General features: G+C 65.6%; 22 protein-coding genes. 15 read left to right on the forward strand and 7 right to left on the reverse strand.

Annotated elements, in window-relative coordinates:
* Positions 1-100: 100 nt before the first annotated feature.
* Positions 101-934: a helix-turn-helix transcriptional regulator gene (locus tag ACVOLS_RS09515; RefSeq protein WP_481545444.1), complete on the reverse strand. Its 834-nt coding sequence runs from the start codon at positions 932-934 to the stop codon at positions 101-103.
* Between the two features lie 3 nt (positions 935-937).
* Positions 938-1636, reverse strand: coding sequence for a VIT1/CCC1 transporter family protein (locus ACVOLS_RS09520; RefSeq protein WP_481545445.1), 699 nt, complete (start codon positions 1634-1636; stop codon positions 938-940).
* Positions 1637-1839: 203 nt separating this feature from the next.
* Between ACVOLS_RS09520 and ACVOLS_RS09525 the strand changes: the two genes are divergently transcribed.
* Complete coding sequence (locus tag ACVOLS_RS09525; RefSeq protein WP_481545446.1) at positions 1840-3204, forward strand: glutamate--cysteine ligase; 1365 nt, start codon at positions 1840-1842, stop codon at positions 3202-3204.
* 121 nt (positions 3205-3325) lie between these two features.
* On the opposite strand, the gene ACVOLS_RS09530 is transcribed toward ACVOLS_RS09525, so the two are convergent.
* Positions 3326-4759: an ATP-binding protein gene (locus ACVOLS_RS09530; RefSeq protein WP_481545447.1), complete on the reverse strand. Its 1434-nt coding sequence runs from the start codon at positions 4757-4759 to the stop codon at positions 3326-3328.
* Positions 4756-5466, reverse strand: coding sequence for a response regulator (locus ACVOLS_RS09535; protein WP_481545448.1), 711 nt, complete (start codon positions 5464-5466; stop codon positions 4756-4758). Before ACVOLS_RS09535 ends, ACVOLS_RS09530 begins: the two co-directional genes overlap by 4 nt.
* A 175-nt stretch (positions 5467-5641) precedes the next feature.
* On the opposite strand from ACVOLS_RS09535, the gene ACVOLS_RS09540 reads away from it, so the two are divergent.
* From ACVOLS_RS09540 to ACVOLS_RS09595, 12 genes are all read left to right on the forward strand, one after another.
* A complete protein-coding gene (locus ACVOLS_RS09540) occupies positions 5642-6652 on the forward strand; it encodes a glycosyltransferase (RefSeq protein ID WP_481545449.1) in 1011 nt (336 codons plus the stop codon).
* Positions 6649-7539 (forward strand): sulfotransferase family protein, encoded by an 891-nt coding sequence (locus ACVOLS_RS09545; protein WP_481545450.1) that lies wholly within the window; start codon positions 6649-6651, stop codon positions 7537-7539. The genes ACVOLS_RS09540 and ACVOLS_RS09545 overlap by 4 nt, the downstream gene beginning before the upstream one ends.
* Positions 7540-7553: 14 nt before the next feature.
* Entirely contained in the window at positions 7554-7883 is a 330-nt protein-coding gene (locus tag ACVOLS_RS09550; protein ID WP_481545451.1) for a hypothetical protein, read from the forward strand.
* Positions 7884-7957: 74 nt separating this feature from the next.
* A complete protein-coding gene (locus tag ACVOLS_RS09555) occupies positions 7958-8596 on the forward strand; it encodes a glutathione S-transferase family protein (protein ID WP_481545452.1) in 639 nt (212 codons plus the stop codon).
* Entirely contained in the window at positions 8596-9060 is a 465-nt protein-coding gene (locus ACVOLS_RS09560; protein ID WP_481545453.1) for a DUF6265 family protein, read from the forward strand. The genes ACVOLS_RS09555 and ACVOLS_RS09560 overlap by 1 nt, the downstream gene beginning before the upstream one ends.
* A 46-nt stretch (positions 9061-9106) precedes the next feature.
* Positions 9107-10702 carry an AAA family ATPase gene (locus ACVOLS_RS09565; RefSeq protein ID WP_481545454.1) on the forward strand — a complete coding sequence of 532 codons (1596 nt, stop codon included), beginning with the start codon at positions 9107-9109 and terminating at the stop codon, positions 10700-10702.
* Between the two features lies 1 nt (position 10703).
* The gene (locus tag ACVOLS_RS09570; protein ID WP_481545455.1) at positions 10704-11696 is read left to right on the forward strand and encodes a hypothetical protein; all 993 of its coding nucleotides are present in this window, start codon (positions 10704-10706) and stop codon (positions 11694-11696) included.
* Entirely contained in the window at positions 11693-13474 is a 1782-nt protein-coding gene (locus ACVOLS_RS09575) for a hypothetical protein (protein ID WP_481545456.1), read from the forward strand. Before ACVOLS_RS09570 ends, ACVOLS_RS09575 begins: the two co-directional genes overlap by 4 nt.
* A gap of 22 nt (positions 13475-13496) precedes the next feature.
* Positions 13497-14078, forward strand: a complete 582-nt coding sequence (locus ACVOLS_RS09580) for a hypothetical protein (protein ID WP_481545457.1) — start codon at positions 13497-13499, stop codon at positions 14076-14078.
* A complete protein-coding gene (locus ACVOLS_RS09585; RefSeq protein ID WP_481545458.1) occupies positions 14063-15436 on the forward strand; it encodes an AMP-binding protein in 1374 nt (457 codons plus the stop codon). Before ACVOLS_RS09580 ends, ACVOLS_RS09585 begins: the two co-directional genes overlap by 16 nt.
* Positions 15433-16002 carry a nicotinamide riboside transporter PnuC gene (pnuC, locus tag ACVOLS_RS09590; protein WP_481545459.1) on the forward strand — a complete coding sequence of 190 codons (570 nt, stop codon included), beginning with the start codon at positions 15433-15435 and terminating at the stop codon, positions 16000-16002. The genes ACVOLS_RS09585 and pnuC overlap by 4 nt, the downstream gene beginning before the upstream one ends.
* Positions 15999-17090: an AAA family ATPase gene (locus ACVOLS_RS09595; RefSeq protein WP_481545460.1), complete on the forward strand. Its 1092-nt coding sequence runs from the start codon at positions 15999-16001 to the stop codon at positions 17088-17090. The genes pnuC and ACVOLS_RS09595 overlap by 4 nt, the downstream gene beginning before the upstream one ends.
* Here the strand turns inward: ACVOLS_RS09595 and ACVOLS_RS09600 are convergent.
* Entirely contained in the window at positions 17084-18769 is a 1686-nt protein-coding gene (locus tag ACVOLS_RS09600) for a tetratricopeptide repeat protein (protein ID WP_481545461.1), read from the reverse strand. The genes ACVOLS_RS09595 and ACVOLS_RS09600 overlap by 7 nt on opposite strands.
* 154 nt (positions 18770-18923) lie before the next feature.
* On the opposite strand from ACVOLS_RS09600, the gene bla reads away from it, so the two are divergent.
* Positions 18924-19940 carry a subclass B3 metallo-beta-lactamase gene (bla, locus tag ACVOLS_RS09605; RefSeq protein ID WP_481545462.1) on the forward strand — a complete coding sequence of 339 codons (1017 nt, stop codon included), beginning with the start codon at positions 18924-18926 and terminating at the stop codon, positions 19938-19940.
* Positions 19941-20168: 228 nt separating this feature from the next.
* Here bla and ACVOLS_RS09610 read toward each other — a convergent pair whose 3' ends face one another.
* Together ACVOLS_RS09610 and ACVOLS_RS09615 are read right to left on the reverse strand one after the other, a co-directional pair.
* The gene (locus ACVOLS_RS09610; RefSeq protein WP_481545463.1) at positions 20169-20870 is read right to left on the reverse strand and encodes a LytR/AlgR family response regulator transcription factor; all 702 of its coding nucleotides are present in this window, start codon (positions 20868-20870) and stop codon (positions 20169-20171) included.
* Entirely contained in the window at positions 20858-22567 is a 1710-nt protein-coding gene (locus ACVOLS_RS09615) for a histidine kinase (RefSeq protein WP_481545464.1), read from the reverse strand. The genes ACVOLS_RS09610 and ACVOLS_RS09615 overlap by 13 nt, the downstream gene beginning before the upstream one ends.
* A gap of 180 nt (positions 22568-22747) precedes the next feature.
* On the opposite strand from ACVOLS_RS09615, the gene ACVOLS_RS09620 reads away from it, so the two are divergent.
* Positions 22748-24334: an alpha/beta hydrolase gene (locus ACVOLS_RS09620; protein WP_481545465.1), complete on the forward strand. Its 1587-nt coding sequence runs from the start codon at positions 22748-22750 to the stop codon at positions 24332-24334.
* Positions 24335-24481: the final 147 nt, after the last annotated feature.

Raw genomic sequence — 24481 nt, forward strand, 5'->3', positions numbered from 1 at the left:
GGGGGTTCCTGCAAGTACGGCAGTGCCGCGGGACCTTCATGCTGCGCCGGAGTGCCGCTGCGTTTCGCTCACAATGCTGCGCGAAACGCTCAGATCGTGATCAACTGTTGCCGATTGCCGCAGGCTCCAGGCCGTAGCGCGCGGCAAAGCGCTTGTTGAAGCTGCCCAGTGAGCGATAGCCGGCGCGCGCTGCCACGGTCTTCAGCGGCAGGCGGGTGGTGTAGAGCAGCTGCATGGCATGCGCCAGCCGCGCATCGGCAACCAGCTCGCGCACGCTGAGTTGTTCGCCGGCCAAGCGCCGCCGCAACGTGGCACCACTGATGCCCAGGTGCGATTCGAAATCACGGGACTGCCAATCGCGTTCTGGCTGCGCGGCAACCAGCTCGCGGATGCGGTCGCCAAGACCGGGCTCGGGCGCGGCGAGCAGGCTGCCATGGCCACGACGGCAGAACGCCACCACCAGTGCGGCCAAGGCCAGTCGTGCCTCGGTGTACTGGCCCTGCTGCAAGGCCTGCCGCCATTGCAGCAAGGCCGCACCGTGTTCGGCCAGCGACAGACGTGCCAGCGCATTGCCTGCATCGGGCAGGGCATCGCTCCACAAGCTGCGTGCTGCGGTCAGTACTTCCGGGCATAAGGGCACGATGGCGCTCAGATACAGCCCACTGTGCGGATCCGGAATATTGACCACGTCGATGCGGCTGCGACGGGTGATCAGGAACAGGTCACCGGGGCCGAACTCAAGTGACTGCTGCGCAGTGCATGCTTGTTTGCGGCCCTGCAGCAGGATGGCGAACTGTGGCTGCGGAATGTCTACCGAGATTGCGCCGTGCTCGCGGCGTGCAGTGATGCAGGCATAGCCCTCGGCACGCTCGCAATCGACCAATGAGGACAACTGGGCCAGCAAGCGGAGTGTGGAATCGGCTTGGGTATTCATCGCTTACACCGTGATCTGGAACAGGTGGCCGATGGCTGCGGCGGCAGCCATTGCCAATGCGCCCCAGAACACTACCCGCAACGCGCCGCGCAGCACGGGGGCGCCGCCGGCGCGTGCGGCCAGTGCACCGGTGATGCACAGTCCGATAAGGGTTGCGGCTACGGTCACCTGCGCTACCAGCGCGTGCGGAGCCAACAGCGCGGTCAGCACTGGCAGCGCCGCGCCGACGATGAAAGCACTGGCTGACGCTGCCGCCGCCTGCAGCGGCCGGGCCCGCAGTTGCTCTGTGATGCCCAGCTCGTCGCGCGCATGGGCGGCGAGGGCGTCGTGGGCGGTGAGCTGCTCGGCAACCTGCTGGGCCAGCTCGGGGCTGAGGCCGCGACGGCGGTAGATGCCGGCCAGCTCCTGCAGCTCGCTATGCGGGTCTTCGTGCAGCTCGCGTCGCTCCATGGCCAGATCGGCATGTTCGGCATCGGCCTGGGACATCACCGAGACATATTCGCCGGCCGCCATCGACATGGCACCGGCGACGGTGCCGGCAACGCCGGTGGCCAGGATCGCCGAGGGGCTGGCGCCGCTGGCAGCCACGCCGACCACCAGTCCGGCAACCGAGACGATGCCGTCGTTCGCGCCCAGCACGGCGGCACGCAACCAGCCGACGCGGTCCGAACGGTGGGTTTCACGATGATGGGTGCGACTCATGGCTACAGTGTAGGACGAGTGCCCAGTCAGCCGCGGAATGACTCGCAGCCGCAGCGCCAGCGGCGGTCAAGTCTGCTTTTATAGGACGCTGAAAACCGCTGCCGTGACACGATGGCAATGTACGCCACGATATAGTGCGCCCTTGCGATGGCGGGGGCTGGCCCCCACCTTCCCGCCCTGACCAGAATTCTGCGAGCCTGCCCTTGTCGAGCCCGAGCCACGTCGCTGACACACCCATCACCCACCGCGACCAGTTGGTCCAGAGCATCGCGTCGGGTGAAAAACCCAAGTCGCAATGGCGGATCGGCACCGAGCACGAGAAGTTCGGATTTCGCCTTGATGACCTGCGCCCGCCCACGTTTGAAGGCGAGCGCGGCATCAATGCGGTGCTCGACGGGCTGACCCGTTTCGGCTGGGAGCCGGTGCAGGAGAACGGCAATACCATCGCGCTGCTGCGTGATGGTGCCTCGGTGAGCCTGGAGCCGGCCGGGCAGCTGGAGCTGTCCGGCGCTGCATTGGAAACCCTGCATGAAACCTGCGTGGAGACCGGCAGCCATCTCAACGAAGTGGCGCAGGTGGCCAGTGAGCTGCAGCTGGGTTTCCTCGGCATGGGCTTCCAGCCCAAGTGGGCGCGGGCGGACATGCCGTGGATGCCCAAGGGCCGCTACCAGATCATGAAAAGCTACATGCCCAAGGTCGGCTCGCTCGGCCTGGACATGATGACCCGCACCTGCACCACCCAGGTCAACCTGGATTACGCCAGCGAAGCGGACATGGTGAAGAAGTTCCGCGTGTCCTTGGCTTTGCAGCCGATCGCCACCGCGCTGTTCGCCGATTCGCCGTTCACCGAAGGCAAGCCCAACGGCTACCTGAGCTACCGCTCGTACATCTGGACCGATACCGATCCGGACCGCACCGGCATGCTCGACTTCGTGTTCGAGGATGGCTTCGGCTACGAACGCTACGTCGATTATCTGCTGGATGTACCGATGTATTTCTCTTACCGCGACGGCATCTACCACGATGCCAGCGGGCAGAGCTTCCGTGATTTCCTGCAGGGCAAGCTGCCGGTGTTGCCGGGTGCGTTGCCGACCCTGCGTGACTGGTCGGACCACACCACGACCGCATTCCCGGAAGTACGGCTGAAGAAGTATCTGGAAATGCGCGGTGCTGACAGCGGCCCGTGGAGTCGCATCTGCGCGCTGCCTGCATTCTGGGTTGGCCTGCTGTATGACGAGACCGCGTTGAACGCAGCCTGGGACCTGGTCAAGGACTTCAGCCTGGCCGAACGCAATGTGCTGCGCGATGGCGTGCCCAGGCTGGCGATGAACCTGCCGTTCCGCAACGGCACGGTGCGTGACCTGGCCCGTGAGGCCTTGGCGATTTCGCGCGATGGCCTGCGCCGTCGTGCCGCGCTCAATGCCGATGGCCAGGATGAAACGCGCTTCCTGGATGTGCTGCAGGAGATCGTCGATTCGGGCAAGACCGCAGCCGAGCGCAAGCTGGACCTGTTCCATGGTCGCTGGAATGGCAGCGTGGATCCGTTGTTTGGCGAGTTTGCGTACTGATTGACGAAGCTGTTCGGGGCGAGGGTTTCGCCGCCCCGTTTGGTTTTCGTTTTTTCCTTGGCGGTGGTTTTGCCTTGATCTCTTGCCGTCATTCCCGCTTACGCGGGAATGACAAGCCTTCTCAGACAAGGTCTGCCTGATCAGTCGGCAGGCATGGCAGCGTCATCAATGCCCGCAAGCCGCCTTCAGTGCGGTTATGCAGACGCAAGGTGCCGCCATGATCCAACACCACTGCATGCGCGACCGACAGGCCCAGGCCGATGCCGCCGGTATTGCGGTTGCGTGACTCGTCGCCGCGTGCGAACGGCAGGAACAGCTCATTCTCGCGTGCGGCATCGATGCCGGGACCATCGTCGTCCACGGCAAGTTCGACATTGCCGCCGTTGCGGTACATCTGCAGGCGCGCGCTGCCGCCGTACTTGAGCGCGTTGTCGATCAGGTTGGATACCGCGCGCCGCAATGCCAGTGGGTCGCCAAGCAACACTGCCGGTTCGGCGGCGGCAAGGCTCACCTCCAAGCCGGTATCGGCGAGATCGTCGACCGTGCTTTCCACCAGGCTGGCGAAATCCAGGCGGTCGCGCGGTCCCGGCTGCGACTGGCCGTGCAGGAAATCGAGCGCGGCGCTGATCATCCGGCTCATCTCGTCGATGTCGGCGCTGGCCTTGTCGCGGGATTCCGCTGGTAATGCCTGCAGGCGGAACGATAGCCGCGCCAGCGGTGTGCGCAGATCGTGGGCGATCGCGCCGATGGTACGGGTACGCTCATCGATCAGGCGGTTGATACGTGCCTGCATGGTGTTGAACGAGTCCGCCGCGCGGGCAAGTTCGGCTGGGCCGCTGCGATCCAGCGGTGCGGTGCCAGGGTGGCTGCCGAGCCGATCAGCGGCTTGGGCGAAACTGCGGATCGGCGCGGACAAGGCGCGCGAAAACCACCACGCCAATGGCAGCATCGCCAATGCGCCGAGCAGGAACAGCAACAGCACATGGTTGGCCACGCTCGGTAGCGGTCCGGGCATGCGGTGGGTGACGCTGCGCCAGTGGCCGCCCGGCCTGTGCAGGGCGACCATGAAGTCACCGAACAAGGGCGCACTGGCGCGCCTGCCCATGTCGGTGGGCGGCACGTTCTGCATCATCGGTGGCGGACGATCCAAGCGTTGCTCGGGCTGTGGTCCGTTGCTGCCATCCGTGGGCGGCCCGAAATGGCGCGGCGGCGGCATGTGCATGCCCATATCCGGCCCCAAACGACGCATGCCACCGCAATACTGGACCTGATCCAGCGGTACCCCCAGCCAACCGGCCAGGCGTGCGCGCATGAACGGGTCGGCTTGGTGGCCTTCCGGGCAGGTGGGCTGGCGCGCGCTGTCGGCGACGGTCAGGCGGCCGTTGGCCGAAGGCAGCTCGCTGGACAGCAGCGCCACCACTTCCGACAACGGCACACCTGCCGGGCGCACCGGAGGCCGGGTCAGCAGCAGGGCGATGCCCAGCGCCAGCGCCACCAGCAAGGCGAGCAGCAACAGCAGGAAGGTGCGGGTGAAAATCGACAGCGGGCGCTTCACAGGCGTCTTACCGGTGGCAGCAGCAGATAGCCCTCGTTGCGCACGGTGCGGATCAGTTCGGGATGGCCGCGCTCATTCAATTTGCGGCGCAGGCGGCTGATCTGGCTGTCGATGGCGCGGTCGTAGACATCACTGCCGCGGTTGCGGGCGTTGTCCAGCAGCTGGTCGCGGCTCAGCACCCATTGCGGATGCTCGACGAAGGCGCGCAGCAAGGTGAATTCGCTGTCCGACAAGGTGACGTAGACGCCATCGGGATCGCGCAGGTCGCGGCGCAGCGCATCCAGCCGCCAGCCGCCGAATTCGTAGACCGGGTGCGGGCTCTGGGTCTGCTCGGTATCGGCCTGCGTGCGACGCAGGCGGGCACGGATGCGCGCCAGCAGCTCGCGTGGATTGCAGGGTTTTGAGAGATAGTCGTCGGCGCCCACTTCCAGGCCGATGATGCGGTCGGTGTCGCTGCCAAGTGCGCTGAGCATGATCACCGGCGGCGCGTTGCGTTCACCGATCAACTGACGCATCGCGCTGAGGCCATCTTCGCCTGGCATCATCACGTCCAGTACCACCAGGTCCGGTCGTTGGCTGTTGATGGCCAGGCGCATCTGTGCAGCGCTTTCGGCGGTGGCCACGCTGTATCCATGCTGGCCGAGGAAGTCGGCTATCAGGTTGCGTAGATCGGGATCGTCGTCGACCACCAGGAGATGGGTGGGCATGGGCTTCCTTTCGCTGCGACCGTGCTGGGGGACTCCGCATCCGGGGTCGCGCGGCGCATCATAGCGCGCCAATTTGTCATTGTTTGTCAGTGCCGGGCGGACTGTCGCCCGGTTCAGCATCGGAGGGCGAAAGCCGCTGACTAGAGTGCGCCATCCCATTCTGGCGCCCTCCACCATGACAGCTCCGTGCGTTCGTTTGATCAGTCGCGAGAATGGCGTTGGCCTGAGTCGAGACCTGGATCTGATGCAGCGTGTGTTGGCGCCGCGATTTGCCACCGAACGGGTGGGATTTGGCAGTACCGGGCGTACCCGCGCGCAGGTGGCCAGCCTGTGGGGGCGCCGCCTGTTGCGGGGGCGAGTGCCGCTGCAGATATTTTCCGAGCGCGTCTATCCGCGCTGCCTGCCGTTGGCCGAACGCAATTTCCTGCTGCCCAATCCGGAGTGGTTCCTGCCGCGCTGGCACCCCAGCCTGGCCCGGTTCGATGCGGTGCTTTGCAAGACCCGCCACGCCGAGCGCATCTTCGCCGGATTGGGGTGCACCACCCGCTATATCGGGTTCACCAGCGAGGACCGCTTGCTGCCCGGTGTGCAGCGTCAGCGGGTGTTCTTTCATCTGGCCGGGCGCAGCAGTGCCAAAGGCACGCAGGTGTTGCTGGATACATGGCGCAGGCACCCGCAATGGCCACTGCTGATCGTGGTGCAGAACCCGCGCACTGCCGGCCCGAAGGTGACGACGGACAATATCGACCATCGCATCGCGGTACTCGATGAGGCGGAACTGCGCAGATTGCAGAACCAATGCCTGTTCCATATCTGTCCCTCCGAAACCGAAGGTTACGGTCACTACCTGATGGAAGCCTTGAGCGTGGGCGCGGTGACGCTGACCACCGATGGCGAACCAATGAATGAGCTGGTCACCGCGCAGCGCGGGCTGTTGATCCTGCCCTCGGAAGCGGTCAAGCGCGATCTCGTGTGGCGTTACTACGTCGATCCGGCGGGTATCGAGCTCGCGGTGACAGGTGCGTTGCGGCTCCCTGATAGCGCCCTGGATACCTTGTCGCGGCAGGCGCGGGCGCACTTCATGGACAACCAGGAAGCCTTCATCAGCCGCTTCCAGCGCGTGGTGGCGGAAGGGCTGCCATTGCGACGGCGATCGATACCTGCGCTGCTGCAGGCGAAAGAATGAACGCAGGCATCAGTCAGGTATTCCTGGTGGCTTGCCCGCGCTCGGGAACCACCTTGCTGCAACGTTTGCTGAGTGCGCACCCGGATATCGTCTCGTTGCCGGAAACACATTTCCTGCAGCGCCTGCTGCGCTACGGCGACCGTCATCGCGAATCAGCAAGGACGTGGCGCTGGAAACAGCTGCATGGCATGCGGCATTCGCTGCAGGCCTGTTTGGGGTGGGTTCCCGCTGGGCAGGTACGGCGTGCCTGGGCTGGCGTTCCCGAGCTGGCAGTTGCACCGCCATCGACGTTCGCCTCGGTCGGCACACAGCTGCAGGCATTTGCAGATGCAATGGCGGCGCACTGTGATGATTCCGGCGGGCAACTCTGGTTGGAGAAAACCCCGGACCATCTGTTCTATCTGCGCTCCATCAGCAGGCACCTGCCGGATGCGCGCGTGATCCATCTACTGCGAGATGGCGAGGAAGTAGTCGCATCGTTACATGCGGCCGCCGCGCGCTATCCGCCCTGGCATGTCTACGCGGATATCGATCGCGCGATTGATCGCTGGAATCGTGCCGTCGCTGAAAGCGAGACGTGGCTGCATGATCGCCGTCATCTGTGGGTGCGCTACGAACAGCTCATCGCGCAACCGCAGCAGGAGTTGGCGCGGATATTTGCGTTCCTCGGTTGCGATGTCGTCGATTGCACGACTGCGGGACCTGCAGACCTGAGCGCTCTGGTCCGCAGCGATGAGCCTTGGAAGCAGGGCGCGGGCGAGGCGTTGCGTGATCGCCGCAAATTCCAGCGTTGCTTCGATGCCGCACGACGCACACACATCCGTGCGCGCCTGATCCCAGTGTCCGACGACCTGCACGCCGCAATGCGGCGTCCCTTTCCTCATTGAACCCGGAGCATTCCATGCATGGATCACTGCTGAAGATCAGCCTCTTTTCGGCTTCGTTGCTGCTGTTGTCAATTGCCGGCTGCGCTGCACGTGGGCGCTGCCCGGATGGCCCGGCACCCGAGGCGCACCGTAGTGGCCCCGGTGCGCCGCCGCCGCGTGATCCGGCATTCACCAAAGCCTTTGATGGCTGCCTGGCCGAACAAGGCGCCGGTGCTGCGGCTGCCGCTGGGGAGCAAGGCGGATCAGATCGGCCCAGGTTCGACCGGCAAGCCATGGACGCCTGCCTGAAGGGCAAGGGCGTGCAGCCACCAGCACCACCGCCGCGTCCACACGAACATCGCTGAGTCCCGAACATTCCCCTGTCCCTGTCCCGGTACGCAGTTGCTAGACTGCCGCCTCATCCTCCGGAGGCAGGCGCATGGGCAGCACGGCAGAAGAAATCGCCTTCTATACCAACCCGATGTCGCGCGGGCGCATCGTGCGCTGGATGCTGGAGGAGGTGGGCCAGCCGTATCGCACCGAGGTGCTGGAATACGGGCAGAGCATGAAAGGCGCGGAATTCCTCGCCATCAACCCGATGGGCAAGGTGCCGACCATCGTGCACCGTGGCGTGGTGGTGACCGAGGCCGCCGCGATCTGCGCTTATCTGGCCGATGCCTTCCCCGCCGCAGGGCTGGCGCCGGCCTTGGATGATCCGCTGCGCGGCAGTTACCTGCGCTGGCTGTTCTTCGCCGCCGGACCGGTGGAAGCCGCTGTCAGCGCCAAGGCGCTGGGCCTGCTAGCACCGCTGGAGAAGGCCGGCACGGTCGGCTACGGCAGCTTCGATCAGACCATTGATACCCTGGAGCAGGTGGCCGCATCGGCATCGCCGTGGCTGCTGGGCGAGTGCTTCAGCGCTGCGGACGTCTACGTCGGTAGCCAGATCCTGTGGGGGCAGATGTTCAAGAGCATGCCAGCGCGTGATGCGTTTGCCGCATATGGCGAGCGCCTGCGTGCCCGACCGGCATGGCAGAGGGCAAGCGCACTGGATGATGCGCTGATCCCGCCGCGCGGCTGATGCGCAGGTCCTTGCTCTGCTTGATCCTGCTGGTCGGTGCAGCCAGTGCCGTGACCGCAACTGCGGCCGAGCTGTCCTCGTTGGATTGGCTGCTGGGCAGCTGGCAACGCACCGGCATGGCGGCCGGTACAAGCGGTGACGAGCACTGGCGTCGGCAGGTGGAAGCACTGGAAGGTGAGGGCCGTAGCTATCGGCAGGGCGAGCTGCGCTTCCAGGAGCGCCTGCGCATCGTCAATGACGGCGGACAGCTCTACTACGTCGCCGATGTTGCCGGGAATCCCGCACCGGTCAGGTTCGCGCTGGTGGAGCAGGGTAGGGACTCGGTGGTGTTCGAGAACCCAAAGCATGATTTCCCGCAACGAATCGCCTATCGGCGCAATGGCCGGCAGCTCACGGCTACCGTCTCCGCTGGAGAGCGTGTGCAAGTGTTCCAGTTCGAGCAGGCGGCGAAGCCTGCCAACTGAGTGGCGGTCGGCATAACGGCCCCCACGTTAGAATCCGGGTTCCGTGATGAAGGGACGCCCGGTGTCGCCATTCAACCTGTTCCAGCGCCTGTCGCAGGCGCCAACCAACCCGAAGTCCGAGCCGGTGGCGCGGACCTTCGATGTGGCCGAACTGTATGAAGGACCGGTGCAGCTGGCCGATGCCGCTGATGCTGCGCCGCTGGCGCTGGACGAGAAGCTGCGCCAGGCCTACTTCTGGATCGTCAACAACGCCATCATCAGCCCGCATTACGACATCGAGTACCACGCCGGCCCGTCGGCCAGCTTCAATGTTGGTGATACCCGCCGCCAGCTGACCTTGCCATCGGCGCAGAGCTATTCCAGCTACGTGCTGCTGCCGCTGCTGACCTTCGCCACCCGCCGCAAATGCCTGTTCGTTGGCGGTCCCGGTCGTGGCAAGACCGCCAGCGCCATCCTGATGGGCGTGCTTGCCGGTTACCCGGTGCGCGAGGTGCGCCGTGCAATGCAACACGGGCACCCGCAGATGACCATCGCCGACCTGCTCGGCAATCCGCTGCCGGCCGATCTGGTCGCCGCGCAGGACATGTCGCAGATCCGCATCGCCTGGCGCAGCTGGTTGGGCATGCGGGTCAAGATCATCGACGAGTACAACCGCATCCCCACCCGCACCCAGAGCGCGCTGCTGACGGTGATGGGGGACAACTACGCCGAAGTGCTCAACCAGGTTTACGAATGCCCGGAGTCGGCGTGGTACCTCACCGCCAATGACGACCGTGGTGGTGGCACCTACCAGGTGATCGAGGCGCTGCGCGACCGTATCGACGTGGTGGTGCAGGCACTGGCCTTCAATCCGCGCTTCCTCGAAGAGATGCTGCTGCGCATCGAGCAGAACATCCGCCCGGAAGAAGTGGTACCGCGCGAGATCATCTTCAGCGAGGACGAAGGCGATCAGGTGCTGCAGCAGATCCGTGCGGTGGAGGTACCGCAGGATGTGCGCAGGCGCATTGAGTTCTTCAGCAGCCAGTTCGAGTTGATGGAGACCGCGGGTGCACAGTTCGAATACCTGACCAAGGACACAGTGCGCCTGGCTGGTGTTGACTGGGCCCAGGCCATCGCCGCCGATTCCGGCCGTGATCGCATGAAGGACCTGGGCTGCCAGACCCGCAATGGTTTGTCGGTACGTAACCTGATGACCTTGCTGATGTTCGCCAAGGCACTGGCGTGGTTCCGCGGTAATGCCGCGGTCGCGCTGGACGATGTGCGCCAGGTATTGCCGTTCGTGCTCAACGACAAGCTGCAACCCGATCTGGATGCGCCGTTCTTCGCGCTGCCGGAAAACGCCGCTTACCGCAGCGACCGGCTCAGCTGGCTGCGCTGGCTGCTGGACAGCTCCAATGCCGAATATGACCGCCTGGACCTGGATCGCAACGATCCGGTCGGCGAGCTGTCCGCGCAGTTCGCGCGCGGGCTGGACGGCGTCAGCGAGCGCGAGACGCGCGCGCGGCTGACCCGCATCGAACGGCTGGTGGAGGAACGGGTGAAGGGCCGCAAGCTCTACGGCCATCTGTACGACGATCTGCTCAAGCTCAAGTACCTGCACCAGCGCTATACCAATTACCTGCATTGGCAGCAGGCGCGCTGAGATGCTGTCGCCCGTCCTGACCGGCTTGCTGGCATCGCGCCGCAGCCTGCTCAACCAACAGGTTGCCGAAGCAAGGCAACGTTGGCCCACCCTGGATACCGCGGCGTTCTCGGTCTTCGTCGCGCAGACGCTGGACCCCTTGTGCCTTGCGGTTGCTGCTGTGGACGAAGCGGCGATGCCGGCGGCCATCGAAGTGGCCTTCGAGCTGGGTCTGGAGCTGGTTGCACAGGGACTCGCGGGACCGGCAGCTCGGCTGCCTTGGGTAGATGCCGCGTGGCAGCAGCTGGCAGTGCCTGCCGCAGCACTGATCGCAGCTGCACCACTGGAGACACTGGGCGCACTCAGCAACGCGGTCGTGCGTATGCACGAGGTGCCGGGCGTACGCGTCGATGCATGGGTGCAGCGCATGGTGGCATTGGCACCGCGTTGCGACAGCACGGCGACCTTGCGCAGCGTCGGCGCGCTGTGTGCATGGCAGGCGGGCATGGCGCATTTGCGTGTGGCGGCATTGGCACAGGCCGATGGCATGCCTGCTGCGTTGGCTGCAGACGCGATTGGCGTCGACGTAGCGCAGTGGCCGTCGCTGCGGAGCCAGCTCGGCAGCGAGCGTTGGTGGCACCCGCAAGGTGCAGCTGCAAGCGTGCAGGGGCAGACGGTTGGCGGCTTCACCGGGCTGGGCGGCCCATTCGCTGCGCCGCCGGAGCTGCGCGCCAGCGCGGAAGGTTTCATCGCACGTAGCGGCGACCGCCATTACCTGCTGATTGCCGATGCCTTCGGTGGCGTGGTGTTGCCAGCCAGTGCAGCAGAGTTTGCTGCGGCGCGGGTCACGCCGGCCACGCAGCTTTCAATCGGCAGCCAGGGCGCGCGCATTGGCGCGACTGCCATCGCTTACGCCGCGCCCGCTGATGGCCTTGTGGCAGTGGCTGGGCCGGCCGGTATCGCACTGTATTCGCCGTGGTCGCACCATGTGCGCCTGCTGCCGGGCGCGGCATGAGCAGCACCGAGCAGGAAAGCCTGCTGGCCAACTGGCGCGCCGCCTGGCCACTGGCGCTGGCCGACTGGAGCCGTTTCACCCGCTTGCAGGATCCGCGCCTGTGCGACAGCAGCGTCGAGGCAGCGAAGGAGGGCCTGACCGGCAGCTTCGCGATGATCCGCCTGGCCGACCAGCGGGTGGTGATCGATCTGCCGCAGGTGCAGCGATTGGGGCTGCAGGATCACGCCCGCGAAATCCTCGCCCACGAGATCGGCCATCACGTGCTCGCACCGGCCACGGCCACCGATCACGCGCGGCTGCTGGCGCGTATCCATCGCGCATTGCCGACATTGGAAGCGCACGCGCCGATGGTCGCCAACCTCTATACCGACCTGCTGATCAACGACCGCCTGCAACGCCAATGCGGCCTGCGCATGGCCGAGATCTACCAGCGCCTTGCCACCGGTGCCAGTGGCAGTTCACCGCTGTGGCAGCTGTACATGGGCATCTACGAACAGCTGTGGCAGCAGCCGGCCGGCAGCTTGGGCGGGCCTACGCTGGAAGATGCTGGCCTGCGCGGCGATGCCTGGCTGGGCGCACGGGTAATCCGCACCTATGCCGGCGAATGGATGGAAGGTGCCAGCCGTTTCAGCGCCTTGCTGCTGCCGCACTTGCTGGAGACGATCAGTGACGCGCGCGTTGACGCGCTGATGGATACCCGCCATGCCGGGCGCGGCAGTCAACCGGTGGGACTGGATCGGCTGGAAGAAGACGAACTTGCGCCGGTGCTGCATCCGGCGCTCGATCCGCGCATCACTGGGGAGGAAGAGGCTGGTGCAGCAGACGTGGTGGCGGAGGACGCATTGCCGACCAGCACGTCCGGTCACGGCCAGACCCGTGAGCCGTTCGAGTACGGCGAAATCCTGCGTGCGGCCGGACTGGACATGGACCCGCAGCAATTCGCGGTGCGCTACTACCGCGAGCGTGCCTTGCCGCACCTGATCCGCTTCCCGGTGAGCCCGCAGCCGCAGGCGCAGGAGCTTGAACTGGAAGGTCTGGAGCCCTGGGAACCGGGCGATCCGCTGGATGCGGTGGATTGGCTGCAGACCTTGATGCAGTCGCCCACCGTGGTGCCGGGGGTGACCACGGTGCAGCGGGTGATGGGGTCGGCGCCGGGCAACGAACCTGCCAACGAACCGATTGATCTGGACCTGTACGTGGACAGCTCAGGCTCCATGCCCGATCCGCAGCAGGTCACCTCATGGTTGACTTTGGCCGGTGCGGTGATCGCGTTGTCGGCATTGCGTGCAGGTGCGCGCGTGCAGGCCACCTTGTGGAGCGGCAAGCAGCAGTGCCTGCACACCGATGGCTTCGTGCGCAGCGAGGACGACATCCTCAAGGTGCTGGTGGGTTACTTCGGTGGCGCAACGGCTTTTCCCATCCACCGCCTGCGCAGCACCTACGCACAGCGGCCGGCGGCTGCGCGTGCCGTGCATATCCTGCATATTTCCGATGACGGCATCACCACCATGTTCGAGCAGGACGAGCGCGGCAACAGCGGCTGGGATGTCGCCGCGCAGGCGCTGCGTGCGGGCCGGGCTGGCGGCACCATGGCGCTCAATCTCTACAGTCCCTTGCCAGCAAGCCTGGCCGGCGCCAAAGGCTGGACCGCGGACTTGCTGCGCGCCCGCGAGCAGGGCTGGGATATCCACGTCGTGCGCGACATGGCCGACCTGCTGGCCTTCGCACGTGATTTCAGCCAACGCCATTACCAGTCGCTGGGCGGTGCAGGCCAATGAAGAACACCTTACGGAACCCACCATGAGCAACAGCGCCGCGTTGGACGCCCTGCTGCGTCGCCTGATCGATACCCCACCGGACTTCCTCGATCCGCCACGGCGTGGCCGCGACGGGCAGTTGCAGGTCGCCGCCGTGGTCAACGACGTGCTGGCGCTGCACGGCGTCGCCTTGCCTGCTGCGTTGCAGGCCAGCCTGTCCGGCAACCTGGCAGCGGTCACCGCCAACCAGCTGAGCCTGTCCGCGGTGATGGCCTGGCTGCTTGCCGATGAGACCTGGCACGCGCTGCGCTTCCCGCGCGAGGCGCTGCTGCCGGTATTTGCCGAAGCGGTGCCCGCATTGGCAGCGGAAGCCGCGGTAAATCGCTACCTGCACGACCCGGACCGGCGCGAGGAACTGGTGCGTACCGCCATCGCGCGCCTTGGCCTGCTGCCCGCAGGGGAAACCGCGGCACAGGCAGCAGATCGCCTGGCCAGCGTCAGCAGTGTCGAACGCCGTCGCCTGCTGGAAGCCAGCCGCGCTGCCGAAGCGCGCGCGCGTGCCATCCGCGAGGCGCTGGCACGCAAGGCCGCCGAGGAATCGGCGGACAAATGGACGCGCGAGTGACCGCGCGAGTGAATCAAGACCCGCACGACGGTGAGCGCTATCCCACCCTGAGCGAAGCGGGCAGGGCGATGCTGCAACGGATGCGTGAGCATCCGGCGGCACCGCGCTACCGCAACCAGAGCGGCAATCGGCTGCTCGCCGAGGAAGTGCAGCAGCTGCGCGCATATGAGCACGGCATCCTTGGCGCTGGTTTCCAGTGGCAGCCGGGTTCACCTCCGCCGTGGTTGGGAGCCTTCGTCGATGAGGTGATCGCGCAGGTTCCATACTTTCGCGCGCGTGGTCGCGCCACATGTTTCGAGGACATTGCCACCACCCATCGCGGTGACCTGGCCGCCGACATCGCCCAGTTCGTGCCGGATCCGGTGCCGCTGCAACGGATGATGAACTTCCGCACCACCGGTACCACCGGCCACCCGCTGGTACTGCCATCGCATCCAGTCGTGGCCGGTCGCTATCTGGCGTACCACAAGCGTGCCTTGGCACGCGCAGGCGTGGTCTTGCGCAATGGGCGTGGGCAGATGGGCGTGATGCTGCTGGGCATGCAGCAACGCTGCTTCACCTATGTATCGGTGACGCCGAGCATGGACGAGTCCGGGCTGGCCAAGATCAACCTGCATCCGGACGAGTGGCGCCACCCCGATGACCGCGCGCGCTATATCGATGCGCTGCAGCCGGAAGTGATCGCCGGGGATCCGATCTCCTTCGCCACCTTGTTGGAGCTGGGACTGAGCCACCGGCCACGCGCGTTGCTGTCGGTCTCGATGGCCTTGTCGCCCGGTTTGCGGCAGATGCTGCAACAGCAATTCGATTGCCCGGTGCTGGACATCTATTCGATGAACGAAGCCGGTCCGCTGGCGGTGCATGATGCCGCCGCCGGTGGTCACGTGCTGCTGCAGCCGGGCATGTATGTGGAAGTGCTGGATGATGCCGGTCGTGCCGTTGCCGATGGCCAGGTCGGTGAGATCACCCTGACCGGTGGTTTCAACTTCTGCCTGCCGCTGCTGCGCTACCGCACTGGCGACCGTGGCGCGCTGGCGATGTGCGGCGATGTGCCGATGATTGTCGACCTGCAGGGCAGGCGACCGGTACGCTACCGCACCCGCAGTGGCCGCTGGATCAACAACATCGACCTGACCCACGCTTTGGCGGCGCTGCCGCTGTCGCGTTTTCGTGTGCACCAGCAGGGCGACGGCAGCGTCAACCTGCATCTGCCAGCCGCCGAGGCCGGTTACGCACAGCAGGCGCAAGCGGCCCTGCAACACACCCTGGACGGCCTGCCGGTGCAGGTCGTGCTGATGCACGTGGAGGACAAAGTGCTGCAATACACCACCGATCTCAACGAAGGCCAGGGCGCATGACCGCACTGGAAATCGCCGCCAACGCTTTCGCCACTGCGTCCATCCTGTGTGCGGCGCGCAACAGCGTGCATACCTGGTGGACGGGCATCATTGGCTGCTCGCTGTTCGGCCTGCTGTTCTGGCATACCCAGCTGTACGCCGATGTGCTGCTGCAGGTGTTCTTCGTCGTGGCCAGCATGTTTGGCTGGTGGAACTGGCACGCCAGCGCCAGCCATGCGGCATTGCCGATCAAACGCACGCCGTTGCGCAGCTTCCTGCTGATGGGCGCCGCTGCGCTGCTGGCCGGCGCCGCTTACGGGCTGGTGCTGCATCGGTTCACCGACGCCTACGCGCCGTTCGCCGATTCCTCGGTGCTGTGCCTGTCGGTGCTGGCGCAGCTGCTGCTGATGCGCAGGCGCATCGAGACCTGGCCGGTGTGGGTGCTGGTCAATACCATCGCGGTGCCGCTGTACGCCTCGCGCGGGCTCACCCTGACGTCCGTGTTGTATGCCGCGTATTGGATCAACGCCTGGCTGGCGTGGCGGCATTGGCGCCGGCTGTGGCGTGAGCAGGGCCGGGCTGCGTGAGCACGCTGCGGGTCGGCCTGGTGGTGGGCAAGTTCTGCCCGCTGCATCGCGGGCACCAGTTGCTGCTGGATCATGCGCAGGCCGCTTGCGATCAGCTGGTCGTGGTCAGTTACACCAAGCCCGAGTTTCCCGGCATGGCGCCCGCGCGACGTGAGGCCTGGCTGCAAGCGCTGTATCCGGATGCGGATCGCTGGGTGCTCGATGACAGCCGCCTTGCCGCACATTGCCAACGGTTGGGGCTGGCTGTGCAGTGCCTGCCGGACAACGATGCGGATGACGAGACGCATCGTTTCTTCATGGCCTGGCTGCTGCGCGAGGTGATCCAACGCGAGGTGGATCTGGTGTTCACCAGTGAGGACTACGGCCCCGGTTTCGCCGCAGTGCTTTCGCAGCAACAGCAACTGCATGGCGGCCGCGCGGTGCTGCATGTTGAGGTCGATCCCGCAAGGCGCAGCGTGCCGGTATCGGGCACTGCAGTGCGTGCGGATCTGCATGCGCAACGGCAGCAGCTGGCGCCGCAGGTGTATCGCGATTTCGTCAGCCGGGTGGTGTTGCTGGGCGGTGAATCCACCGGGAAATCAACACTGGCCCGGACACTGGCCATGCGCTGCAACAGTGTCTACGCGGCCGAATATGGTCGCGAGCTATGGGAGGCGCAGGATGGCCAGCTGCAGGAGACGGACCTGCTGCATATCGCGCAGACCCAGGTGGCGCGCGAGGAACATCTGCTGGGCGCCGCCACCGGCTGGCTGGTCTGCGACACCTCGCCGTTGACTACCTTGCTGTACGCCGAGGTGATGTTTGGTCGCGCCGATCCGTGCTTGCTGGAGCTGTCGCGACGTCGTTATGACCTGGTGTTGCTGTGCGACCCTGATGTTCCATTCGTGCAGGACGGTACCCGCCGCGACGAAGCGTTCCGGCGCTGGCAGCATGCCTGGTATCTGCGTGAGCTTGGCAGCCGGCAGATTCCTTTCCGCCAGCTGCGCGGCGAATGGCAGCAGCGTGAGACGGCTGCGCTGGCGGCGATGGCCGAGCTGCAGCCGGATGTGGATGCAGCCACGTCGCGGCCAACGCTCGTGGCTCAGTAGCGCGCAGCTGCCAGCGGCGCGTCTGCCCATTGCCAGGCTGCTGCTTGCTGGCGTTTGGTTTCCGCCGCCGCTTCGGCTTGGCCCAACACCTGTTGTGCTTGCGCCAGCCCGAACAACGACCAGCCATTGGCCGGATAGGTCTTCAGGTCCTGATTGAAGGCTTCGGCTGCGGATCTCGCATCACCTGTCTCCAGCAGCGCGGCACCCAGGTAGGGGCGCACCGGCAGCTGCCAGTCGGCGGGTTCGTTGTAGGCCAGGGCATCTTCGGCGGCTGCAGCCTCCCGGAGGGCGGTGATCGCTTCGCTGTGTTTTCCCTGCGCGCGTAGCAGTTCGCCACGCAGGAGTGCATCGGCCACGCGCAGCACGCTGTCGGCATGGTTGATGTCAAAGAAGCTGACCTGCGTCATCGCCGCATCGGTGGTAATGGCATGCAGGGCTTGGGCCTCGCGCGCCGCATCGTCAAACGCACGCTTGCGTGCGTGCGCCATGCCGCGGGCGAAATGGCGGATCGCAGACGGATACGGCAGCTCAGGCGCGGTGCTGGTATCGGCGAGAATGCCGTCCCAATCGCCGAAGCGGACCTGGGTAAGCAGCGGTGCCACCACGAACTGCTGCATGAACTGCATCGGCGCCTCGCCCATGACCGCGCGGTCCGCACGATCGGCCGTCTGTTTGGCGGCCTGCATGGACAGCGTGCGCGAGCCGGTCAGTCCCGTGGTCATCGTGGCGAAGTGCCAGTTGTGTGGCACGTATCCCAACGGATAGACGCCATTGCTGCCACGGCAGACCGCCAGGAAATCCTTGTCGGCGGTGGTTGCGGCCAGATTGGTGAGGGTTGCGTCGTGGTAGCGGCCAACGCGGATGTAGATATGCGCAGGCATATGCACCAGATGTCCGGATCCGGGCGCCAGTGCAGCCAAGGCATCGGCGTAGGGCTCGGCACGCTTGGGCTCGGGTGAGGATTCCATGGCGTGGATGTAATAGTGCATCGCACCGATGTGGCGCGGGTTGCGCGCCAGCACGCGCTCCAGTTCGCTGACCAATGCCTGGGTGAACTCTGCGGGCTTGCCCTCCTGCCAGTAGGCCCATGGCGAGAGATCCATCAAGGCCTCCGCGTACATCGTTGCGGCATCATCGTCTTCAGGAAACTTAGCGACCACCCCAGCCATCGCATCGGCGTAGTTGCGATCCAACTGCTTGCGGTCCTCCGGTGCTGGGTCGGCGTAACGCTTCTGTAGCGCCTGGATCAGCGCTTGATCGACAGGCCGCGCGCCAGTGGCAAGGGAGGCAGCACGTGCGGCCAATGCCGTGGCATCTTTGGCGGCTGCCGGATCCATTGGCAGATTGATGTTTGGCCCAAGCACCAAGGCCTGGCCCCAGATGCACATTGCGCATGCCGGATCCAAGCGCGCGGCTTCGGCAAATGCGCGCCCGGCAGCCTCATGGTTGAATCCATAGGCCAGGCGCAGCCCTTGGTCGAAGTAGCGCTGTGCCAGTGGCACCTTGCTGCCTATGTCGCGGTGCAGGTCGCCGAAGGTGTCGAACAACGGGATTTCATTGGCATCTGCTGCCGGGGCCTTGTCGACAACGGTGGTTGCTTTGTCGGGAGCGTCGCAGCCCGACAGCGCTGCAGCCGCAAACAGGGACGGAAGCAGCAGGGACAAGGATCGACGGATCATTGTGGCTTCTCGGGGCGGATGGACGCGAAGATACTGCTGGGCTCGGCTTGGTGGTGATACGTAGCGATGAAAACGCCGTAAAAATTGCAGACCGGAGAATCGCAATTACGGTGCGCGGCGAACGCCGGCCGTTCATTGCCGGATGGCGAGGTGCTTGGCACGTATCGTGCCGGCCTGCGTGCAGATGAGCGAAGGCCCAGAAAAACTCATGCCTCGACCCAGTTCTACGCATTTGTCGCATTTTTCTCTACGGCGCACAGTTCCTGCACCAACCGGACAAGGCGCAGAGATGATGCAGAAGCAAGGGATTCGCAGGAGATTGCGGGTGGCGGCAATGGTGCTTGCTGGAGCGTCGTCGGCGGCGTGGGCTGGACCGCCCGCAGACTGGACGACACCGATCAAACCGTTTCATATCGTCGACAACATCTATTACGTAGGCAGCGAGGGATTGGCGGCATACCTGATCGTGTCGGAGCAGGGGGCGATCCTGCTCGACGCTCCGCTTGCTGCCAATGCGGATCAGATCGAGCGAAACATCGAAGGCCTTGGGGTGCCGCTGCATGATGTGCGGTTGTTGCTCAGCAGCCATGCCCACGCCGATCATGTCGGCGCGATGGCAGCACTCAAACGCGACACCGGTGCGCGCTACGCCGCCAGCGCTGGCGACCGCTGGGCGCTTGAGAACGGCAGGAACCAGGGCGACAACAATTACGGCATCCAACCCTTCGAGCCAATCAAGCTGGATGAGATTGTCAGTGATGGGCAGAAGCTGCGACTTGGTGATATCGAACTGACGGCCCATCTCACTCCGGGGCACACCGCCGGTTGCACCAGCTGGAGCATGACCGTGAATGACCGTGGCACGCCGCGCGAGGTCTTGTTCCTGTGCAGCATTACCGTTGCCGGCAATACGCTGGTTGGGAATCGCAGCTATCCGACGATCGTCGAGGACTTCCGCGCGACGTTTGCAAAGCTTGGCACTATGCAGGCAGACATCGTCTTGAGCGGCCATCCCGATACCACCGGCATCCTCGAGCGGCAGGCGCGACGCACCGATGGCGATGAGGATGCATTCGTGGACCCTGACCTGCTCGCCCGCCTGGTGGACGAGCACAAGGAGAGTTTCGAGGATGCCTTGAGCAAGGCGCGTTCAACGTCCCAGAGCCCTTGAGCAGGCGGCGGGGATTACATTGCCGGGCAAGCGTACCCGGCTCTTCAGCGGAACCACGTAGCCCGGGTAAGCGCAGCGCACCCGGGGGAATGGTTGAATCGGCTAGGGCGCTGATGTGCCTGTTGCAGAGATTGCCTGGGCACGCGGTTTGATGACGCTCTGCAAGTTCCCGGGTGCGCTGCGCTTGCCCGGGCTACGGAGTCTGCCCGCTTCAATGCATCGCTTGGTTCATTCAAGCGCAAGTGCCTGCCGCAAACCGGCCACATGGGCACGTCCTACCGGCAGCTCAGCACCACCGTTGAGCACCAGCCAGTAGCGGCTGCCACTTCCCGAATGCAGGGTGCTGATGTGGCGCAGGTTGACCAGATAGGAACGGTGGCAGCGGATGAAGTCCGGCGGCAACACGGCGCTCAGCCCAGCCAATGATTTGTCGTGCAATTCACTGCGCCCGTCACGCATGCGCAGCTCGCTGTAGTCGCCATCGGCGCGGATCCACTGTACATCGGCCAGTTCGACCAGGGCGGTGCCCTGTGCGCGCCAGATGCCAAGGTAACGCGCGCGGCCCGAGCTGTAGCGGCCGACATCCAGCAGGCGTTCAAGGGCCTGCCCCAGGCGCTCACGCGAGAAGGGCTTCGGCACGAAATCCAGCACGCCGTGCTCGAAGGCCTGCAGGGCGCGCTCGCGATGGGCCGATACGACCACGCAGTGATAACGGCCGGCGACGGCGCGGCGCAGCAGGTCAAAGCCATCCTCGCCGCCGAGGTTGAGGTCCAGCAGCAGTCCATCGTAAACGCTGCGCTGCAGCCGGTCGCCGGCAGCGTCGAGGTCAGCTACCGCATCGAAGCGCGCGCGGCTACCGGCCAGTTCGCTACACAAGCGCAGCAGGCGCTGGCGGACCAGCGGCTCATCTTCGACGATCAATATGCGCATGTGAGTTCGATACGGCTGCACCAGTCGTCGCCATCGGCGCCTTGGCTGTAGTGCCAGCGGTTGGGGTGGGAGGCGGCCAGGCTGGCCTCGATATAGCGGGTGCCGGTGCCCTGGCCACGGTGCGGTGCGGAACCACGCGCACTGCGTAGTTCCAGCACCCAGTGTTGCTTGTCGCGTTGCACGCGCAGGCGGAACGGTCGCTGCGCGCAGGCCACCGCGCCGGCATGGGTCAGGGCGTTCTCGACCTGTGCATGCAGCACGCCGGGGGGCAGCGACAGCTGCAGGTCGTTGGCATCCACCTCCAGCGTCATCGGCTGGTCCAGGGCCTGGCCGACGATATCCAGGTGGTTGCGACACAGGGCCAGCTCTTCGCTGAGCGGCACACTCTGGCGACTGCTGCTTTCGCGCAAGCGGTCGAACTGTTCGGCCAGCGATTCGACCAAGCAGCTTGCTTTTGCCGGGGCTTGTTCGATCAGTTCCTGCAGGCAGGTGAGGGTGTTCATCAGCCAATGTGGCTGGATGCCTCGCTGCAGCAACTGCAGCGACAGGCTTGCACGCTCTTCGCGCAGGCGTGCGTTGTGCAGGTCCAGGTCGCGGACCTGCGCCGCATGGCACAGCAGCAGGAAGCCCACCAGCACCGCCAGCAGCAGGAAGTAGGGGCCATCAAGAAACGCGCCCGGGGCGAACAGCAGGGCAAGTACTCCGGCCAGCAGCAGGGCCAGGATCGGCCAGCGTTCGTCGCGCTCGCCTTTGGCGCGCAGCAGCAGCGCGGCCGAGGCCAGCAGGCTCAGCAACAACGCCACCGCCGAGCGGATGTCGAAGCTGGGCAGCAGCACGGCAGTGATCACCAATGCGGCCGCGTAGGCGATGCCCAGGCCCTTGGGCACGGCAACGCGGAAACGTCGCGCAAGGTAGGCGGGAAGCAGCATGGCCGCTGCCACATGCATCGCCAGCAGTGCATACAGGCGCAGGCCGTGCCACGGGTAGAGGTAGCCGAGCAACGGTCGCCAGCCTTCGATCACCGGCAGTGCAATGCCCACTACACACAGGGCGAGCAGCAAGCGCCCACCCGGCATCTGCGGCCGGCCGCGTTGCAACGCGAGGAAGTACAGGCAGGCTGCGGCGAGTGCACCGGTAGCGAGGGCAGCGATCAGCCAGGGCAGGACCATGCGCTGGTACAACACTACGGCCGGCGCCACCGCAACCAGGGCATCGGCGCTGTACAGGCCAAACTGCTGATGGTGGCTGGATGCGAGTACCAGCAGTTCATCCGTGCCTGTGGGCGAGGAAGCTGGCAGTACGCGGGTGATGTCGACCTGGCCGGGCTGCTCCTGCTCGGCGCTGGTGCCGACGACGCCGTTGCCCAGCATCGGCCGGCCGTTCCAGTAGAGCTGACTGGCACCGCGCAAGGACAGCCGCAGGGCGCGGCCGCCATCGTCCGGCTGCGTGGATGCGGGCGATTGCCAGCGCAGCCAGTACGGGCCGCGCCAGCTGGCCAACCTTTGTTGATCGATTGGCTGCCAGTCGGTGTCCGCGGGCGGCGAGGTCGGCAGGCCGCCGCTCGCGGTAACGCTGGCCGGCGCCATCTCTCCGCTCAGCACTTGCACGCTGTTGACGTCGCGCAGCAGCACGGCCAGCCACGCGGCGACCGCGAAGACCAGCACGGCCAGGACGCTCAGGATTCGTAGGATCGGCATGGGCCTATCGTATCGGCTGCATGGAGACGCTGGGCGGTGAGTTGGAGCTGTTCGGCGGACGCGCGCGCCGCAAGCACCGTTGAGGGAGGGATGCTGGCTCCGTGGCAAGGGCACCGGGAGGTTTCTCCGGGTTGCAGAGGCCACGGCAACGCCCATCTTCCCATCCAGTCGGAGCCCGCCATGTCCAACAACTTTCTGTCTGTTTCCAGTGATTGCCGTCCTTGCCTGCCGTTCTTGGCGGCTCCTGCAAACGCATCGCTTGCCGCCACGCATCGACACGTTGCTGGTGGGGTGCTTGTGGCCGGCAAGGGGAAGCTGGGACGTACCGCTCGCTTGTTGGTGCTGTGCCTGACCCTGGCCTGTGCCTCGCCGGTGCTGGCCAAGGACTCGGTTGCGCCGCTGGTGTTTGCGCCCTATGCAATGCAGACCAAGAGCAACGGCACCATCGCCACCGAAGAGGCCTTCCTCGAGGTTCCACGTCGCCACAGTGAGCCGAACGGGCCGCGTATCCGCCTGCGCGTCGTGCGCTTGCCGGCGACCGGTGGCGATGGTCGCAGCGCACCGGTGGTCTATCTGGCTGGTGGCCCGGGCGGGTCGGGCTTCGGCACCGCGCTGGGCCCGCGCTGGCCGGTGTTCGATCGGGTCCGCCGCGAGACCGATGTGCTGCTGCTTGATCAACGCGGCACCGACTTCTCCGAAATGCCGCCGGAGTGCCCGCACGAGCACAAGTTCGACGACGCCCAGCCATTGCAGCGTGACGCGGCTTTGGTCGGAGTGAAGGCCGCACTGGTCAGCTGCCTTGCGTTCTGGAAAGACGCCGGGGTGGATATGGGCGCCTACACCACCGCCGAGAGCGCCGACGATATCGAGTACCTGCGCAAGGCGATGGCATTGCCCAAGCTGAGCCTGTGGGGCATGAGCTACGGCACGCATCTGGCGCTGGCCACCGTGCGCCGCCATCCGGACAGCCTGGAGCGCGTGGTGTTGATGGGCAGCGAAGGCCCGGACGACACGCTCAAGCTGCCGCTGACGGCCGACGCATTGCTGGCTGACCTGGCGGTCATCGCCAGGAAGGACGGCTTCGAGGATCTGCAGGGCTCGGCGCAGCGCGTGTTGGCCAAGTTGCGGCAGCAGCCGGGGCAGGGCAGCAGCCCGATGCATGACGGCCGCAAGGTGACCATCGGCGAGTTCGACGCGCAGATGGCGATAGCGATCGCCATCGGCCGCCGCTCTACCCAGCGCATGCTGCCGCTGGCACTGCGTGAGGCCGAGGCCGGCAACTACGATCTGCTCGGTGCCATCGCCTTGATGGTGCGTGAGGGCCTGGGCGGCTGGCGCGCCATGCCGACGGCGATGGATGTGGCCTCCGGGCAGAGCCCGCAACGGCGCGCCCTGGCCGCGGCACAGGCACGCCAAAGCCTGCTCGGCGATGCCTTGAACTTCCCGTTCCCGGAAGTTGCTGATGGCCTGGGCATGCTGGACCTGGGTGAGGCCTTCCGTGCGCCACTGCGTAGCGACGTGCCGGTGCTATTCATCAGCGGCACGCTGGACGGCCGCACCCCGCATGCCAATGCCCAGGCGCTGCTGCCTGGTTTCAGCAAGGGCAAGGAGCTGCTGGTGCGCGGTGCAAGCCATGACAACGAGATGTGGGTAGGCAACCCTGCCATCGCCGACAACATCGCCGGTTTCCTGGCCGGGCGCGGGCTGAGTGCTGAAGTGCTGGATGTGCCGCTGCCGGTGTTCGTCACTGATCGTTCTGCCCTGTAGTTGAATGCGGAAACCGGGGTGGGGGGGGGGGGTGGGGGGGCGCCCCCCCGGGGGCCCGCGGTTTGGGGGGGGAGTTCTGTGGGTTCCGCCGCCCGCGGCCCGGTAAACGAATGACCGCGGGAGGGGGAATATCATTGGGGGGGGGGG

Source organism: Stenotrophomonas sp. STEN038, assembly GCF_056759895.1.